This is a genomic window from Xanthomonas codiaei (assembly GCF_002939785.1).
In the GTDB taxonomy this organism is placed as follows: domain Bacteria; phylum Pseudomonadota; class Gammaproteobacteria; order Xanthomonadales; family Xanthomonadaceae; genus Xanthomonas; species Xanthomonas codiaei.
Map to the genome: position 1 here is coordinate 253,712 of NZ_MDEC01000002.1, position 16,369 is coordinate 270,080.

At 63.8% G+C, this 16,369-nt stretch carries 14 protein-coding genes; 5 read left to right on the plus strand and 9 right to left on the minus strand.

Annotation, left to right across the window (positions count from 1 at the left end; translation table 11 throughout):
- Positions 1–155: 155 nt before the first annotated feature.
- Positions 156–1,742, plus strand: a complete 1,587-nt coding sequence (locus tag XcodCFBP4690_RS02430; protein ID WP_104539463.1) for an SDR family NAD(P)-dependent oxidoreductase — start codon at positions 156–158, stop codon at positions 1,740–1,742.
- 180 nt (positions 1,743–1,922) lie between these two features.
- On the opposite strand, the gene XcodCFBP4690_RS02435 is transcribed toward XcodCFBP4690_RS02430, so the two are convergent.
- On the minus strand, positions 1,923–2,687 hold the full coding sequence (locus XcodCFBP4690_RS02435; RefSeq protein ID WP_208622670.1) for a 4-hydroxylaminobenzoate lyase: 765 nt from the start codon (positions 2,685–2,687) through the stop codon (positions 1,923–1,925).
- On the opposite strand from XcodCFBP4690_RS02435, the gene XcodCFBP4690_RS02440 reads away from it, so the two are divergent.
- On the plus strand, positions 2,680–3,666 hold the full coding sequence (locus XcodCFBP4690_RS02440) for a LysR family transcriptional regulator (RefSeq protein ID WP_167394441.1): 987 nt from the start codon (positions 2,680–2,682) through the stop codon (positions 3,664–3,666). The two genes, XcodCFBP4690_RS02435 and XcodCFBP4690_RS02440, sit on opposite strands and share 8 nt — an antisense overlap.
- Before the next feature lie 70 nt (positions 3,667–3,736).
- On the opposite strand, the gene XcodCFBP4690_RS02445 is transcribed toward XcodCFBP4690_RS02440, so the two are convergent.
- Positions 3,737–4,051, minus strand: coding sequence for a hypothetical protein (locus tag XcodCFBP4690_RS02445; protein ID WP_104539498.1), 315 nt, complete (start codon positions 4,049–4,051; stop codon positions 3,737–3,739).
- A gap of 368 nt (positions 4,052–4,419) precedes the next feature.
- Here XcodCFBP4690_RS02445 and XcodCFBP4690_RS02450 point away from each other — a divergent pair, with 368 nt between their 5' ends.
- Positions 4,420–5,916 carry a hypothetical protein gene (locus tag XcodCFBP4690_RS02450; protein ID WP_104539465.1) on the plus strand — a complete coding sequence of 499 codons (1,497 nt, stop codon included), beginning with the start codon at positions 4,420–4,422 and terminating at the stop codon, positions 5,914–5,916.
- Between the two features lie 272 nt (positions 5,917–6,188).
- Here XcodCFBP4690_RS02450 and XcodCFBP4690_RS02455 read toward each other — a convergent pair whose 3' ends face one another.
- Positions 6,189–7,157, minus strand: coding sequence for a hypothetical protein (locus XcodCFBP4690_RS02455; RefSeq protein WP_244183558.1), 969 nt, complete (start codon positions 7,155–7,157; stop codon positions 6,189–6,191).
- A gap of 247 nt (positions 7,158–7,404) precedes the next feature.
- Here XcodCFBP4690_RS02455 and XcodCFBP4690_RS02460 point away from each other — a divergent pair, with 247 nt between their 5' ends.
- Complete coding sequence (locus XcodCFBP4690_RS02460; protein ID WP_167394442.1) at positions 7,405–9,534, plus strand: ankyrin repeat domain-containing protein; 2,130 nt, start codon at positions 7,405–7,407, stop codon at positions 9,532–9,534.
- 375 nt (positions 9,535–9,909) lie between these two features.
- Here XcodCFBP4690_RS02460 and XcodCFBP4690_RS02465 read toward each other — a convergent pair whose 3' ends face one another.
- The 6 genes from XcodCFBP4690_RS02465 to XcodCFBP4690_RS22985 all read right to left on the minus strand — a co-directional run bounded on the left by XcodCFBP4690_RS02465 (position 9,910) and on the right by XcodCFBP4690_RS22985 (position 14,560).
- Positions 9,910–10,677 carry a DJ-1/PfpI family protein gene (locus XcodCFBP4690_RS02465; RefSeq protein ID WP_167394443.1) on the minus strand — a complete coding sequence of 256 codons (768 nt, stop codon included), beginning with the start codon at positions 10,675–10,677 and terminating at the stop codon, positions 9,910–9,912.
- A gap of 1,068 nt (positions 10,678–11,745) precedes the next feature.
- A complete protein-coding gene (locus XcodCFBP4690_RS02475) occupies positions 11,746–11,931 on the minus strand; it encodes a SymE family type I addiction module toxin (protein ID WP_410049830.1) in 186 nt (61 codons plus the stop codon).
- 12 nt (positions 11,932–11,943) lie between these two features.
- The gene (locus XcodCFBP4690_RS02480) at positions 11,944–13,098 is read right to left on the minus strand and encodes an XVIPCD domain-containing protein (RefSeq protein WP_244183559.1); all 1,155 of its coding nucleotides are present in this window, start codon (positions 13,096–13,098) and stop codon (positions 11,944–11,946) included.
- A 30-nt stretch (positions 13,099–13,128) separates the two neighbouring features.
- Positions 13,129–13,728, minus strand: a complete 600-nt coding sequence (locus XcodCFBP4690_RS02485) for a hypothetical protein (protein WP_104539468.1) — start codon at positions 13,726–13,728, stop codon at positions 13,129–13,131.
- A 146-nt stretch (positions 13,729–13,874) separates the two neighbouring features.
- The gene (locus tag XcodCFBP4690_RS02490) at positions 13,875–14,294 is read right to left on the minus strand and encodes a SymE family type I addiction module toxin (RefSeq protein ID WP_104539469.1); all 420 of its coding nucleotides are present in this window, start codon (positions 14,292–14,294) and stop codon (positions 13,875–13,877) included.
- Positions 14,291–14,560, minus strand: coding sequence for a hypothetical protein (locus tag XcodCFBP4690_RS22985; RefSeq protein WP_244183560.1), 270 nt, complete (start codon positions 14,558–14,560; stop codon positions 14,291–14,293). Before XcodCFBP4690_RS22985 ends, XcodCFBP4690_RS02490 begins: the two co-directional genes overlap by 4 nt.
- A gap of 467 nt (positions 14,561–15,027) precedes the next feature.
- Here XcodCFBP4690_RS22985 and XcodCFBP4690_RS02505 point away from each other — a divergent pair, with 467 nt between their 5' ends.
- A complete protein-coding gene (locus XcodCFBP4690_RS02505; protein WP_244183561.1) occupies positions 15,028–15,726 on the plus strand; it encodes a hypothetical protein in 699 nt (232 codons plus the stop codon).
- The last annotated feature ends 643 nt before the right edge of the window (positions 15,727–16,369 follow it).

Sequence of the window (16,369 nt, forward strand, 5' to 3'; positions counted from 1 at the left end):
GGCGCCACCACCCCACAATCGGCGAAAATGTCCCTGCGACGGCCTGATCGCTGGCCGCCAGCCGGCAGCACTGCCGTCCTCACCTGTCGCCTTCGCGCTTTCCCGGCTGCCCGCCGTCGCTGCTACGGCCCGTACCGCTTCTTCCCGGATCTGTCTTGAACACCACCGCCCCACCCTCGCCCGCCGACGACCTGCCGCTCACCGACCGCCTGCGCGCCGCACTGGATCTGCTGGAGGCCATCGACGCCGACCGCAGCGTGCTCGATACCCTGCCCGAGGCCGACCGCGTGCGCCTGCACCAGGTGGTGGCACGGGTCTACCACCCCGAGCCCAAGGCGCGCCGTCAGCTGCTCAAGCAACGTGAGCGCGAACGCCATCAGGAGAAGGTGCGCAAGGCCGAAGCCCTGCTCGAACAGCGCGGCATCCGTGCCCTGCGGCGCAAACCGGTGTTCAGCACGCCCAATTACTTTCCGCCGCATGCGGCCGGCCTGCACGACGCGCACAACGGCGAGAACGCCGGCGCCGCAGCCGAACCGATGCATTCGCCGGAGCTTCGGCACTGCTACGTGTGCAAGCAGAAATTCACCCAGCTGCATCATTTCTACGACCAGATGTGCCCGGCCTGCGCCGAGCTCAATTTCTTCAAGCGCACCGAAACCGCCGACCTGCGCGGACGCGTGGCCTTGCTGACCGGCGGGCGGGTCAAGATCGGCTACCAGGCCGGCCTGAAACTGTTGCGCGCCGGTGCCGAGCTCATCGTCACCACGCGCTTTCCGCGCGATTCGGCCGCCCGCTATGCAGAAGAGCCGGACTTTGCGCAGTGGGGCCACCGCCTGCAGGTGTTCGGTCTGGACCTGCGCCATACGCCCAGCGTGGAGGCGTTCTGCAGCCAGCTGCTGGCGACGCGGCAGCGGCTGGACTTCATCATCAACAACGCCTGCCAGACCGTGCGCCGCCCGCCGCAGTTCTATGCGCACATGATGGCCAACGAAACCGCCGCACTGCACGAGCTGCCGGAAACCGTGCAACGACTCGTTGGGCATTACGAGGGCCTGCGCACGCCCGAGCTGCTGCGCGACGCCTCGGCCACCGCGCTGCCGGCGGTACACGGCCGCGGCCTTGCCGATGCCGATGGCCTCACCCGCGCCGCCGAGCTGTCGCAGATTGCCTTGCTCGACGATGAGCTGGTGGGGCAAGAGCACTTGTTCCCCGACGGCCGGCTCGACCAGGACCTGCAGCAGGTGGATCTGCGCGGGCGCAACTCCTGGCGTCTGCTGATGCACGAGGTGCCCTCGGTGGAATTGCTGGAGACGCAGCTGGTCAACGCCGTTGCACCGTTCATCATCAATGCGCGCCTGAAGCCGCTGATGCTGCGCACGCCCGAACGCGACAAGCACATCGTCAACGTCTCGGCGATGGAAGGCCAGTTCTACCGCAACTTCAAGACCACCCGGCACCCGCATACCAACATGGCCAAGGCCGCGTTGAACATGATGACGCGCACCTCGGCGGCCGATTACCAGAACGACGGCATCCACATGAACAGCGTGGACACCGGCTGGGTGACCGACGAAGATCCGGCCGACATCGCCGCGCTCAAGGTGCAGCAAGAGCGCTTCCACCCGCCGCTGGACATCGTCGACGGCGCCGCGCGCATCGTCGACCCCATCATCCACGGCTTCAATACCGGGCAGCACGTGTGGGGCCAGTTCCTGAAGGACTACGCGCCGACGGATTGGTGAGGGCCGGCGCAGTGGCGCGGTAACGCAGCGGCATAGCCGGCCGCACGCGCAGGTCGGCACTGGTGGCCTCAGCACACCAGGCGGCCTTGAGGGCCGTCCCGGCCGGCATCGCCGCGCGTGCAGCCGCAGCCCGGGTGCCGGCAGCGCGCCCCTTGGGTGGGTAACTCCTGCATCCGGCGCTCATGGCGCTTCTGCTTCTTCGTCCGGTGGCGGCCCGTAAACGATGCGCCCGGCAGGCAGGTAGAACAATGCGATGACCCGCCCGCCCCTGGCCTCCGGGTAATGGTGCGAGCCTGGCGCGGGCGCCGTCCATCCGGCCTCGCACCAGCCGTCGGGGCCCATCAACGCCGCCCCCGGATCCAGCGGAACCACCATGTTGAATTCGCCGTAGGTATGGGTGTGGTACTGCCCGCGATACGTGTGGTCCGGCGTGTTCTGTGCGCTGCCGCTGTCCATATAGACCGCGGTGATGCTGAAGTAGTGCGTGCGCTCTGAGGGCGCGGCGATCCGGCTGCGCCGATAGACCGCACCGTCGAGTTCCTCGTTGGCTGCCCAACCGGCACGTACGCCGTGCGTCACCAGCTCGGCCAGGGCCTGGAACAGCGCCGAGTCCGGGCCATAGGTGCGGTTCAACCAGCGCTCGACCTGCGTACCGGCCGTGCGCTCCTTGATGGCATCCAACAACTCGATGCTGCGCTGGATAAGTGCCTCGCGATGGTCTTGCATGGGGTCCTCATCGATCCGATCCGCATCGGAAACTCGTGTTCCGGCCTGCACGGCGGTGGCCTGCGCAGAGCCAGGGCAGAACGCCGGGTATCGGCGTACATGTGCCTGCTGTGTCTGACGCAACGGATCATGGGTGTTCGGCAGGAGACAGGGAACTGGCTTGTTTTCAGGTTTAAGATGCAGCAAATTCATTTTGCGGTAGGTGACGCGCGTGCCCATCGGCCAGGTGGACCTCAATCTGCTGAAGGTCTTCGACGCGATCTACGAGGATCGCAACCTCGTCGCCGCCGGCCGCCGTCTCCATCTGAGCCAATCGGCGGTGAGCCATGCGCTATCGCGCCTGCGTATGGTGATGGGCGACGACCTGTTCGTACGGACCGGCAAGGGGATGCTGCCCACCGCACGCGCCACGGCCGTTGCCGCGGAGCTGCGCGACTGCATGCGCCGGGTGGAGGCGGTGCTGGGAGCCGAACGCTTCGATCCGGCCACCACCACACGTCGCTTCGTGTTCGCGGCCAACGACTACCTCACCGCCACGATCATGGCGCCCCTGCTGCGCACATTGCGGCAGGCAGCGCCGAACCTGGACGTCGCCATCCTGCCGTCCACGCGGCTGGATCTGGCCGAGCAGATCGACCTGGGACGCATCGACCTGGCGATCGGCATCTTCGCCCAGGTGCCCGAGCGCATGACGCTGACGCACCTGGTCGCACAGGGCGAGGCGCTGCTGCTGCACAAGGCGCATCCTGCCGCGGGTCGTCGGCCCACGCTGAAGGACCTGGCCACCTACCCGTTGGCGGTGGTGTCGGTCGGCGGGCGCGAAGAGGGTGCGGTGGACGGCTTCCTCCTGGAACGCGGGCTGGCCCGGCATTCGGAAATGTTCGACCGGCATGCCTTGGAAGCCGCGCTAGCCGGTATCGGCGCACGGCCGCGGCTGTGCGTCGCGATGCCGCACGCGCTGGCCATTCCCGCGCTGCTGCCCGGCAGCGACATGATCGCCATCGTGCCGCAATCCCTGGCCCAGGCATTGGCCCAGGACGCCCAGCTGCAGGTGTCACCGTTGCCTTACGCGACCACCAGCGTGGCGACCAGCGCGCTCTGGCACCGGCGCAACGATCACGATGCCCTGCACCTGTGGATCCGCGGCGTGCTCGCCTCGACGGTGGACGCGGGTCAGCCCGGCCTGCAGCTGCCGTAGGCTGTCCTGCACGTTGTCTGTCTTACGTGCCGCCTGCCGCGCAGGCGTGGCTCAATACGCACGCCGCGTCTCAGCGCGCACGCCCGGCATCCTTGTTCGCTTGCGCGCGGGCAAGCGCGTCGGCTGTGGCAATGACCTCCGGCAACGCGTTCCAGAACGCGTCCACCTGGTCGGCCGCAATCACGCCTTCCAAGGCGGCGCCGTCGAAGAGCGGCCGGGCCTGCAGGAACAACCCGTCGCGGCCCTGCAGCACGAAATGGAAACAGGCCTGCCAGCGCGGATCCGGGTGGGCAGACAGGTCCACGACCACCTTGCGGATCTTGCGATCGACATCGCTGGGCACGGCCGTGATCGTGCGTGCAGTGATGGTGCTTCCGGTACTCATGGCTGCCATGATCGAGGCGAGCGCGTCGCCGTTGCGTGATCCACGCCCGCCCACGCGCGCGTTCCAGCCACGCACATCCCCTTGCCCGACGCCAACCTCACGACAACGTCACCCGGCCGGCGACAACGCCACATGCCGCGTGATCGGTCTTCGTATCGGCACAGCAACGCCCGCCTCCCTGTCCATGCGCATCGGCGTCCCGCGCCACCAGCGCCATCCAATGCGCACCGCGTGTCACACGATAGGATTGGCTTCCACAGGCCTGCACCGACCACCGGACGCATCCTACACATCCCGCTGACACCCGCACGGCGGGTTGCTGGCATCCTTGCGCCAGGATCCCCACCACCGACGCAGAGGACGCGGCCGTGTCGCAACACGCCATCGAGGAACTGATCGAACGCTGCATCCATCTGGTCGATGCCAGCGCAGTGAAGAACTCGCGCAAGGCAGCGCTCATGCATGCTCTGCTGCGCCTGCAGGCGCGCTACGACACCGGCGTGACCTGGCTGCGCATGCACACCGTCCTGCTGCGCCATGGCGTGCTGGTGCGCAGCCTCGCCGACGACATGGACAACACGGCATTGCGCGCCGAGGCACTGGCCGCCGACGCCCCGGGCTGGCTCCATCATGCGCACGGCCCCGCCTATCTGGAATGGGAAGGCGACACCCGCGTGGTCTACCACCTGTCCGAACCGGCCACAGACGTGCCGCTGGCCGATCTGTTCTGCGAGGTGCTGACGCTTGCCGACCAGGCGGGCGACGGCGCGCTCTTCGTCGATGGCTATGGCCTGCTGGTGAACGGCTGGCTGGACGAAACCTTCGATGCCAACGACGGCATCGCCGCCACGCTGGACGGCCTGCTCGCTTCCGATGCGCTGCAAAGCATCCGTGCGCTGGCCGCGCGCCAGGGGCTCAAGCGCCGCCGCAATGCACCCGAGGATCTGGCCCTGCCGCGCCTGGACGACAGCGGCACCGCGGACGACATCGAGCGCGCTGTCGGCCTGCGCTTCTTCCTGCAGCCAAAACGCACGCCGGCGGCGCTGCGGGCCGCGCGCGCCAAGGCACAGCGCCAGCAGGCACGTGTCTACGAGGTCCTGCCACAGCTGATCGATCGACACCTGGGCACATCGCTGCGCGCCGCAGGCTGGTCGCCCGTCGCTGTCGCGGCGCCCCTGCAATGGCACTGGATCCGCGATCTCGACGGCAGCCGTCAGCATCTGTGGGCCAGCTACGACGCCTCCCTGGGCGAGCTGATGCTCCAGGTGGGCATGCAGCATGCACGCCTGCTGGCCTGGCAGCAGCGTGTGCCCACCACTCACTTGCACGATCTGCATGTCGTCGATGGTGCAGCCCCCTTTCTCGGCGAAGACCTCCTGCGCAGTGCGGATATCGGCAACTACGGCGGCTGGGTGGTGAATCCGGCAAGCAGCGATGCCACGCTCGAGGCTGGCCTGGATCGCCTGGCAGCTGCGCTCCCCGCGCTGGACGCAAGCTATTTCGGTCGCATTGCCGCGCAGCTTGCCGGCCCCTGGTTCGAACGCCCTGCCGACGCCTGGCTACAGGTGCTGGAAGCAGGCGATGACACCGGCGCGGTGCCGCCCACAGTGCTGTTCGCCAGCCCCGACAGCCTGCTGCTCGCCTTCGTCTTCTTTCATCTGGAAGCTGGCGAAACTGCGCGTGCAGACGCTCTGGTGCAACAGTTGCGCGCACGGCTGGATGCACGCCCGCGACCAAGCGCCTGGCATCGCCTGGCACTGGCACCGTTTCTGCAGCAATGGGAACAGGGGGCGCGCAGCATGCCGATGCCTGCGGTGCTGCACCCACTGCTGCTCGGTCATCTGCGCGCGCAGGAGGGTAGCTGATACCCTCGCCACGGTGCGCTGCGGCAGCATCGGATCGTTACCGGTATTGGGACTCGTGTCGGCGTGATCATGCTGCGCATGAACCGCACGCGTACGCAGCACGGGGGCATGCCACTGATCTCTGCTGTCTTGCCAAGTGGTGAGAGCTGCTCCACAGGCCCGATTCAACGAGTGCCCCTTACGCAAACGTTCACGCACCGATGGCTTGGCGGGAGTTCCCCGCAGGTTCGGAAGATGCCATCGAATGCCGTCCCACGCTGCGCGTGCGGTGCTCAGTAGCGTCGTGCAGCGGGTGTGGGCGCCAGCGGCGCAAAGCGTGCGCTGTTGAAATCGTGCAACAGCCGCACTCCCTGCTCGCCGTCTTGTGGATAGCGCGCAATGGCGCTCTTGCACAATCGATACAGACAGCCAGCACGCGCGAATACCAGATCGCCACCATCCCAATCGGCCCAGTCGGTGCCGGGTAGCGCTGCCAGCACATTACCCTGGCCATCCAGTACGCGATGGTCCAGCGCATACCACGCATCGTTCCGGCGCCCCACTGCCTGCAATAACGACTGCAACACGTACCCGCCCTCGCTTTTCTTTTCCCACACACGTGGGCGCACAAAGCGATAGAGCACGCCGCTGCGCAGCCCACCGCTCTCGCCTTCGCCGGCATCGCGCTCCCGCCACCCATCGCGACGCCGTAGCGCATCGTCGATGGGCGCATCCTCGCCACCGCCAGACCATTGCCCGAATGGCTGCACCGTCATCTCGTGCGGCACCACAAACCCGGTAGGCAGCGGAAACGGCTCGCGGCCGTCCTGTGGGCGGTGATTCAACAGCAGCGTGCGCTCGCTCTCGAACAGGCCGCCACCGCCCCAGGTATCGCCCTTGGGCCACAACGCCAGCGCGGTGAAGAACGGCGGCCGCGACAGCGCTGTCCAGGTGCCGAAGTCGCCCTTGTGCTTGGCCGCGAAATACACCAGCAACCGACCCGACGGCGACAGATCGCAACGCCGCTCGTAGATGCGCCCCTTGAACCATTGCCCATGCGCGAAGGTATCGGTGCGCAGGTCCCAGGCAATCAACTGCACCTGCTTGCTGGGCCCACGACGAAAGATGACCCCGGTCCTGGCCTCGCGCGCCAGCAGTGCATAAAGCCGCGTAGCCGGGGTGAACCTGTCTTCCGTGGGAGATGTCGCCTGCATCTGCTTGCTCATTGGGCGGTTGGGATCCAGCACGAAGGGACGTCTCATGCCGGCGTGCAGACAGTCTGCGATCGCAGCCCGGTCAGGGTTACCGTCTGCAGGCAACATACTGCACGATCAGCGGTGCAGACACCCACAAGCCTCCTCCCGCGCGGCAGCCATGCATCGCCCGCTGGCAGACTCTTGTCGCCCCAGCCATTATCCTGACCAGCGCCAGCAGCCTCACTACGCTGCCTTTCGCAAGGAGCCGCCCCTGAGCAAGCTCACCCGTCGCCAGTTTCTCGAAGCAGGCCTCATGACCCTGGCCACGGCGGGCATGCTCGGCGCCTGCACCACACAGGACACCACCATGCAGACACGCTGGACGCACTGGCAGGCGCAATGGCGCTGGATGGAAGCCATCGCCCGCAAGCGCCACTGGCAGGTGACGCCGTTGCTGATCGCCCCGCCAGCGACCGAGCGCCAGCTGCTCGCGCTCGAAGAGCGCCATCGCCTGTCCGTCCCCACTCAACTGCGCCGCGTCCTGCGCGAGTTGTCGGCGGATGTGACCTTCGGCTGGCATATCCCCTCGCACCTGCACGCAATGGAACAGCAGGACATGCCATCGATGAGCGTCAACCGCGATGCGGTGTGGAGCCTGACGCATATCGACACGATGGCCCTGCCCATTTTCCTGGAGTGGAAACGGGATCTGGCCTCGCGCGACCTGTCCGAAGCGCCGAACCGGCCGGAGATGTGGGAAAACCAGTTCGCCTTCTACAACCTCATCAACGGCGACTGGCTGACCATCGACACCGGCCATCCCGATCCGACCCGGCAGCCGGTGCGCTATTTCTCGCACGAACTGGAAATGCTGCACGGCCTGGCACTGGCGCCGGACTTCTTCACGTTCATCGACCAGATCTCGGCGCTGGGGCTGGCAGGCACCGAGTGGGCCTCGTGGATGCGCTTTGGCAAACGCCGGGAGGAAGACCGCTTCTATCTCGACGCAAGCAGCGACGGCGCCAAGACATGGCTGGCCTGGCTGCAACGCGACCCGGCGCAGCACGGCCCGGACACACCGCCACTGCCCATCGTGGAACGCAGCATCGCCGACCGCGCACTCCTGGACGCAGCGCGTGCCAACGCGCTCGACGACGTTGCCGCGGCATTGCTGGCTGGTGCCGTGCCCGACTGCACGCCGGACAGCGACTGGCTGATGGAACACACGGCCTCCGATCAGGAGTTCTCCACCGCCATCAACTACGCCACCCGGCACGACAACACAGCCATGATCGAGCGCCTGCTCAAGGCAGGCGCAACGCTCAACACCCGGCTGCTGCCACTGAACACGGCGGTCAAGTACAGCACATTGGCCACGGTACGCTGGCTGATCGACCACGGCGCGCGCGTCAATGGCTGGCAGCATCAGCGCTACTGGCCACTGCACGATCTGGTGGTCACCCGCGGGCCGATCGCCGCGATGACGCGCGAGCAATACCGGCAGCAGCTGATCGACAACTTCAGTATCGGCAGCGTGGATACGCTGGATGCAATGATCGCAAGCGCCAAGGATGCCGAAACGCGCGAGCGCTACCTGGCTGCAAAACACGCCTTGCAACAGGCCAGCGAAGAGGCGTTGAAGGAAGTCGATGGCAGGCTACGCAACCACATCAGCTTGCAGGAGTATCTGGACATGCTGGAGGCGCTGCTCGACGCCGGCGCCGACCCCGACGCGCCCTGGGACAACGGCAACACCATGCTCAGCTGGTGCGGCGCGGCCACCGCACGCGTGCTGCTGGCACACGGCGCCGATCCCAATGCACGCAATATCCACGGCAGTACCGCGCTGCACACCGCAACCACTGGCGAGAAGGTACGTCTGCTGGTCGCCGGCGGCGCCGACATCAACGCATGGTCCATCGCGCAGGACCCCGACGACTCGCTGCATTACACCCCACTGCAATCGGCGCTGCTCGGCTGCACGCTGGAAGGCGACAGCCCGATCACTGCACTGCTAGAGCTGGGCGCAGATGCCTCCCGTAACTCGGCCGATGGACGTTCGTCGCTGGCCTATTGCTTCCAGCCCGACCTGGTCCGCCTGATCATGAGCAAGGGGCTGGACCCGCTGGCCCTGCAGCCAGGCCGGCAGACCCTGCTGCATAACCTCACCTCCCGTCACTGGCTACCGCGCCACACCTTCCCGCAGGAAGTGGCGTTCCTGGATTTTCTGCTGAGCCTGGGGATCGACATCAACGCACGCGACGCCCGGGGCCGCACCTTGCTGCACTACGCCGCCGAACAGGAAAGCAATGATGAGAGCGCGCCCAACTACGCACTCGTGCTTGCCAGGGGTGCCGACAAGACCATCGAGGACAACGATGGCAAGCGCGCCGTCGACCTGTTTGCCACCTCGCTGCGGACCGTGCGCGCGGCATTGCGGTGATGCGTCTCAAGGGTGATTGCAATGTCCATCGCCCCCGGAACGCTGGCGCCAGCGAGGTACCCCTCAGCTATTCGTCATGCCGACACGCTTCCTGCGCGTCGATAGTGGCCTCGTACGCGGCAGGCGCTGCGTGTTCGTCGCTTGAACTTCCATGTTCATCACAAGGGCAGCGCTTTCACCGGCGCGGTAATCACGGTCCAGATGGCATCGCTACTACGTGCGCAGGCTTCCACCCGGCGGACACTGCCGCCGCAGGTGGGCAGCGCAGCGCACGTCACATGCGCGCCACCCACGTGCCGATTGCCTGGCACAGGTGTGCCGCCCTCTCCTGACGCCGTCATGCAATGTCGCAGGACGGTCCGCAGCCGCGCATGGTCAACCTGCACCGATCGCAGCGACGAACGGATCCTTGGTGGAATCCTCGTTCCACACGTATTCCGCAATGTCGGCCACGTTCTTGGCAGCGTCGCGGCCGAAGAGTTTGGCGATCAGCGCCAGCGCCATGTCCGTACCCGCGGATACGCCGGAGGAGGTGAAGAGATGTCCATCCTCCACCCAGCGCGCCTGCTTCACCCACTCCACCTTCGGCCCTTGCGTCGTTACCCAGTGGAAGGCGCGCTTGTTGGTGGTGGCGCGCCGCCCATCCAGCAGGCCGGTGCGCGCAAGCAATGCGGCGCCGGTGCAGATGCTGGCCACATGCGGCGCGGCACGGGCCAGGCGCGCGATGCCGGCGATGAGCGTGGCGTTGTCCACCTCGCGTCGCGTGCCCATGCCGCCGGGCACCATCAGGATGTCGACGGTGGGCGCCGCATCCAGCGTGTGATCCACGGCGACCGCCGGCCCCGCACTGCTGGCCACAGCGCCGATGCGTTCGCCGAGCATCACGATCTTCACCTTGCCCTCGAGATTGCCGAACATGTCCAGCGGCCCGAACACGTCCAGCAGCTGAAAGCCCTCGAATACCACCATGCCCAGCGTCAGCTGAGGCGCGTTGCCGCCAGCCTGACCGCGCCGCGCACTCGCCGGGCGCGTGTCGCTGGCCACCGCGCCAGGCGAGATCAGCGCAGCACCGCTCAGCAATGCCGTGCGCAGCACCATGCGGCGCGTGGGGTCGGCGTGGGTCTGCTCCAGTTCGGTGGACATGGCAGGTTCCTTGTGTGCGGATGAAAGCCGGATGGCGCAGATCGCAGCATTGCTTGAGCGATTGAATGTAGAGCCATAGCCAGTTGTGGCCCGACCATCACCGACACCCTGTGAGCGCGCGTGCAAGCTCTCCGTGAGCTTCACCACCTCGCTGGTGAGCGTGTTTTACTGCTTTCTTGTTGAGCGCGCGATAGTTGATAGGCATCACTGACCTCCTTATCTAAAACTAAATTAAATCAGAGTAGTCCCCGATCTGATTGCAGATCTCTACTGGTGGGTCACCCACCTTCACGACTTTGCGCTTTGCTTCTGCGGCCTTGTCCTTCGGCGCAACGATACGATAAACAAGATACAGCCCTTGCTGCGTCTGCCAAAGGCCAAAGCTGGAAATCTCTGAGAAACGATAGCTTGCTCCATCCGACTGGGTTACCTCAAAGCTGCATTCCGCATACGAACCCCATCCACAACTCGCATCCAGGCGCTGCACCCCACCTCGCCCGCCCAGATCAAAGCGATAAGAACGCCCACTATCCAGATCGTTTACACCTACGATACCGTCTGACCGATTCGCCGTCCGAAACGACCAGATGCTCGCCCTTCAAGATGTACAAATCATCAGTTCGTATCCCTGGTGCGATCTCCGTAGCTGCGGAAATCGCCCAAGCATGCGGGTGGGTGGAAACAAGCCTGACTGAGACCGGCCTCTCTTGGTGCTCGTGCCCACGCAATCGGGCGCTCTCGATGTGTATGGGCGAATCCGAATCAGAATTTACGGGCAGTGTGCAGGGTTTTGGACCCAAGTCCCATACCCCATGCAGTTCTGTGGGGTATGCAATTGGACGACTCGCGTTCGTCGCCGACACTGCGCCACAGCTACTCATAAGCGGTGCTGTTGAAACAAGGGCAATCAGCCCCCGCCCAACCGGCGCAAACTTGTGGCCATCTAAAGCCTGAGCTCGCGTCTTCCTTCGCTTTGTCTTCATGACGCTTCCTTGGTTAGGATGGCTGTCGCGTTGAACCACGATACCGTAACTGGAATGTCGTTTTACCTATTCCCACATGCCACGCTCATCGGTAGGCACCTTCGTCGGCGGAGACACCCATCAAAAACTGCCCCGCACTGGCGGTGATGCGTAGCTTGGTGTCGATGGCAACGCCTAGGTGTTCCAGCCATAGACCGCTAAGGCGGAGATGGGGCTGGTACTGGTCGCCAGCATCAGCAGACCTGCCTATCAACGACCCAGATTTACTCACATTTGCTAAACCTCAGCGCGTCATCGACGGATCGGCCTGGGTGGCGGCTTGCTGCGACTGCTCCAGCGCCTGCTGCTGCTCGCGCGCCTGGGCCTGAGTCTGGTTGATTGCCTGCAGGCGATCGAACGACTGGGTCTCTGGTGTCTGCACGGCGTCCACGGTTGGCATATAGGCACGCTGGTGAGCCGGGTCATTCAGAGCGCCCTGCACGACGAAGACCCTTTCGCCGCCGGCCAGCTTGGACGTGGGGGTATTGAGAACGACATGGTCCACCCGCGACAGCCCTTCCTCTTTTGCTAGCGCCAGCAGGCTAGCTGTCATGCGCTCACTTGATGCGTCCCACTGCCTGCCATGTTGGGCATCGAGCTGCGACACGCCGCCCTTGATCTGCTGGTATATGGCGTGGTCTACATGGCCTGGCTGTGAGGGCAGTAACGGCGTCTTCTGTGGTGGCGAGGGCGAATCAGGGCCAAGTGCATTCTGCTTCACATCAGAAGAGGTGATATCCCTGATGGTTTGCGGTTCCGGTCGACCCTGTTTGCGTTGTAGCGGTGCAATATGTTTATCGTAGTAGTCGCCGTAATACTGTTCGTACGTCTTACTCGGTCCAACCGAAGGTTGTTCCGTCTTGAAGACCTGGGCAATCTGGTTCAACGCCGCATCGCGCGTGATGTGGCCTGCCATTTTCTGATCTGCAATTGCCTGGTACTGCTGGGGCCTGGTACCGCTTCCAGAGATGCCGATGTCCGGCCCATTGTGATTCATAATCTCACGCCGAATGAGTGCATTACTAAGCGTTGCTGCAGCTTCGCCACGGAGCATGCTCGTAACGTAACCAATCTTGGAGGACTGATCGGATTGCTCGGAAAATCGATGATGTCCAATTTCATGCGAAAGTGACCGAGCGATGCGGGCACCGTTTCCAACTGCATTTTCGTCAATAACCACTTGCGTGCGAGGAACGACATAGGTACCCGCACCAGCAGCCCCCCATACCACAGCAATGTTGTCCCGATTCAACTGGGCAAGGCCTGCCTGAAGTGTTGGAGAACTCTGCAAGAAAGGTGTGACCGAAGGATCCGATAGCGGAGAGGAAGGCTTCCCGGAAGCGGCTCCTGACACCGATTGCTGCGGCTGTGGATACTTCGACTCGTCGACATGTTGCATCATGCACTCCGTTGCGGGGGGCTCAGCAACTTACTTCTTGCTGATTGTGACGTAGCTTAGGCTGGACTGATCTTCGCTCAGCCCAAAGATGACAGTTGCCGTTTCCGTATGCATCGACCAGTAAGCGCGAGAACCGCTAGCATCTGGCCGCGGTGGATAGAGAGACGCGTCTGGCGAAGGCATACCCTCGAGCTTCGGGCCTGGCAACGAAAAATCGAGCACAAGCGTCGCATGCGAGGGGGCATCCTGAGTGCTGCGAAGCTCAATGTGCTTCAACGCGGCACCGGCAAGCGCGCCACCTTCGCCCCGCCGCACCACCATCGCGTCTTGCGGCTCACCGGGGCCGAATTGCGTTTGAAGCTGAGCGTTAAGTGCTGCGACATCCTGGAAGTCAGTGGCGATCAACCGATCGACATCTTGCTTGAGGCGTTCCGTCACGTCTTTGCTCCTGATTTCAACGGAGGGCTTTGCAGCCGCTGCGGCTGACTGATCGCGTGGAGTGCTGGGGGCACATCCCGCATGAAAGGTGCACAGTGCTAGCAGCGCAATTGGTAACAACGTTGCCTGAGAGACGGCATTACGTCCTTGCTTAATTTGCCGGCCATGGGATTTCCCAAGGTGAAGGGCCATCTCCCTGATCCTGCGCTAAGAGTGTCGCTGAAATTTAACACGTCAATGATCCCAGATCAGGCGGCGGCAGCAATGACTTCACGTGATTCTGCCTTGCAAGATCGGCCAGCGGCGGACAGGATTCAGCCGAATGCGGCGCGCGGTGCTTACCGACGCGTCCCAAGTTGCTTTGCAGGCGGCGCCTCCACCTGCGGCAACACCTCCATCAACAACTGCCCTTCGCTGGCAGTGATGCGCAGCTTGGTGCCGATGGCAAAGCCCAGTTGTTCCAGCCATAGGCCGCTGAGACGGACGTGGGGCACGTGCTGGTCGCTGCCGTGGTCGTGGGCGCCGGGGTAATGGGTGTAGCTAACAGTGCATTGGCGCGGGCGGCGGGCGCGGCGGGGTGCGCGTAGCGTGCCGGGGCCTTGCGGGCAGGCGTCCGGGTCGGGCGGCAGCATCGGTGGCAGCTTGGTGCGGTCGGGTTCCACAACGACCCACTGCACCCGCTTGGGTGGCGTGGGGCGCGTACGCGTGCGGGTGGGCCGTGCGCTGGCAGATGCCGTAGGTGGGCGGCGGCGTGTCATGGTACCTCCAGGTCGTGACGGGTGACGGCTGCAGCCGCGCAGTGCTGCGGCGCCACAGCACTGCGTGCGAACCGGCGGTGCGAGGTGTGCGGCAATACAGCGAGCTGGCGACTCAACGGATGCGCGGGACGTTCGCTCGCCTGCTCAACAGCTGCGCATGCGGCGAGCCGGCGCAGCACCTCACGCACATCCCACCGCAGGCGGTGAGCGAAGGTTGGTGACACATCAACCGGCACAAATGCCGGCATGGATGGTGCGGTAGACATGGCAGCGCCCTCCTGGAACAACCCAAGAACTGTCGCCAACAGCGACGGGATGTCGGGAGGTTCGAAACCGCAGAGAGCCGGCGGGCGTATTCCCCTTGCGGGTGTTGTATTAGCCGCCCTCCCGACGCAGGCATTGCGTCGGCTTGTACCTGCAGGATGCAGGCACAAAAAACCCACCGGTTTGACGGAGGTGGGTACCGCTCTCTGAGGAGTTTCGACGCTCCTTGGGTCGGAGGTTGCAACGCGCGGATCGCGATGTCAACTGTGGCCATCACTTCTCAAGAGGCAGATCCCAGAAGCACCGACACGCAGCTTGCAGGCCTTGATATCTGCGATCGCAGGTCAGCTACGCATCGAGCGCACCACGGAGAAAATGACTTCCATGCTGTCCAAGCACACCACCGCTACCTGGCCGTGCAGAGCAGACACCCTTAATCTTTGCCTACCACTCAACGATGGTAGGTGTCATGGAAGGTAGCGACGTAGCACCGGTTGTACCCTTGACGTTCAAGGCATTAGAAGAGCGCCTCAGCGCGCTACCGGAGTTTCCAGCAGATACCGCAAGCCCAAGCCGTCTCGTGCGCGGCGCGTCCATCGTTATGGCCTTGGGAATCGCTTCGACGCTAATTGCGTCGTTCCTCAACTTCACGAGTGTTCCGCCTCAGTTGCTAGTAAAGATAGCAACCGCAGGCCTCTGGGTTGCATTAGTAGCATTGGCTGTCCTGATGTTGCTTGGCATCTACGGGATTGTGATTGATCTACGTCGATGGACAGTAGATCAAGCAATACGCACCGATCATCAGCTAGAGCAACTTCTGCAAGAGGTGACCTGGCTGCAAGGCTATCCGGCAGCAACCCTGCAAGTCATGCTGGATCACGCTCGCTACAGCCATACACGCCGTGCGGGCCGCATTGCGCTACTGGCTGGAAGCATCGACAAGCTGGGTCTTCTGCCGGTTGCGGTGTCGCTCTTTCTTGTTCTGCGCGCTGGTGGCAATCCTTTAGCAATGTCTCCACTCACAGCGATGGTGGGAATTTTCCTGCTGTTCTTCTGGATGATCTGCTGGGTAGCCACATCGGCCAGGGGTAAGCTGCAGACCTATGAACACTTGCTCGACATGGCGCTAAAGGGCAAAGAGAAAAGCATAGCAGCAGCGGACGCATAAATTTTGGGCCAGGCGACGTCAGCCCAGGTCAGCCTGCCCCTGTAACTTCATAGCTCCGCTATCTCTTGGGGCGCATACTTGCAACCGGACTACGCATGGATGACCATCCGTGTGATTGCGGTGGAGCTGTCAAATCATGCAAACGAATCCTCGCGGCAACCTTAGTTCTCTAGCACTATTAGTAGCCGCTAGCCTTTTCTTCATCCCAGGGTGCTCAGCCATGCAGCAAGACTTACGGCCCGGCTTTAATACGCAGCAGTCTGCCTCCCAGGCAAGGCAAGAGCTTCAGGCAGCCAATCCTGTTGGGTCACCGCTTACAACTGTGCAGAAGAATCTTGAGGATCTTGGATTTCGCTGCCAAGCGTTGAGCTCTCCCGGCGCAGGTTACAAGGCGTCGGTGATGTGCACGCTTTCCCCTGTTGTGAAAGAGGCCCAGCCGTCGGTGACGGCGCCAGCTGTGCCGGTTACATGGATGGTGGGCTTTCATTCTGCTGACGGACTCTATTTGAGCAAGATCGTGGTGAACCGATCTCCGCAGGATGATACGCCCAGGGTTTCCTAGGAAAGGTCTGATCAACTCACCACAGATGCGCGACACTACCGCCTCATGTAGAGGATTCATCCATGCAGCTGACGTTCGGTG

What these genes read in the sequence shown, in the direction of transcription:
- XcodCFBP4690_RS02435 (WP_208622670.1), bottom strand. Translation starts at nt 2,687, where the DNA reads ATGGGCACGCGCGTCACCTACCGCAAAATGAATTTGCTGCATCTTAAA.
- XcodCFBP4690_RS02445 (WP_104539498.1), bottom strand. Translation starts at nt 4,051, where the DNA reads ATGAGTACCGGAAGCACCATCACTGCACGCACGATCACGGCCGTGCCC.
- XcodCFBP4690_RS02455 (WP_244183558.1), bottom strand. Translation starts at nt 7,157, where the DNA reads ATGAGACGTCCCTTCGTGCTGGATCCCAACCGCCCAATGAGCAAGCAG.
- XcodCFBP4690_RS02460 (WP_167394442.1), top strand. Translation starts at nt 7,405, where the DNA reads ATGACCCTGGCCACGGCGGGCATGCTCGGCGCCTGCACCACACAGGAC.
- XcodCFBP4690_RS02465 (WP_167394443.1), bottom strand. Translation starts at nt 10,677, where the DNA reads ATGTCCACCGAACTGGAGCAGACCCACGCCGACCCCACGCGCCGCATG.
- XcodCFBP4690_RS02480 (WP_244183559.1), bottom strand. Translation starts at nt 13,098, where the DNA reads ATGCAACATGTCGACGAGTCGAAGTATCCACAGCCGCAGCAATCGGTG.
- XcodCFBP4690_RS02485 (WP_104539468.1), bottom strand. Translation starts at nt 13,728, where the DNA reads ATGGCCCTTCACCTTGGGAAATCCCATGGCCGGCAAATTAAGCAAGGA.
- XcodCFBP4690_RS02490 (WP_104539469.1), bottom strand. Translation starts at nt 14,294, where the DNA reads ATGACACGCCGCCGCCCACCTACGGCATCTGCCAGCGCACGGCCCACC.
- XcodCFBP4690_RS22985 (WP_244183560.1), bottom strand. Translation starts at nt 14,560, where the DNA reads ATGTCTACCGCACCATCCATGCCGGCATTTGTGCCGGTTGATGTGTCA.
- XcodCFBP4690_RS02505 (WP_244183561.1), top strand. Translation starts at nt 15,028, where the DNA reads ATGGAAGGTAGCGACGTAGCACCGGTTGTACCCTTGACGTTCAAGGCA.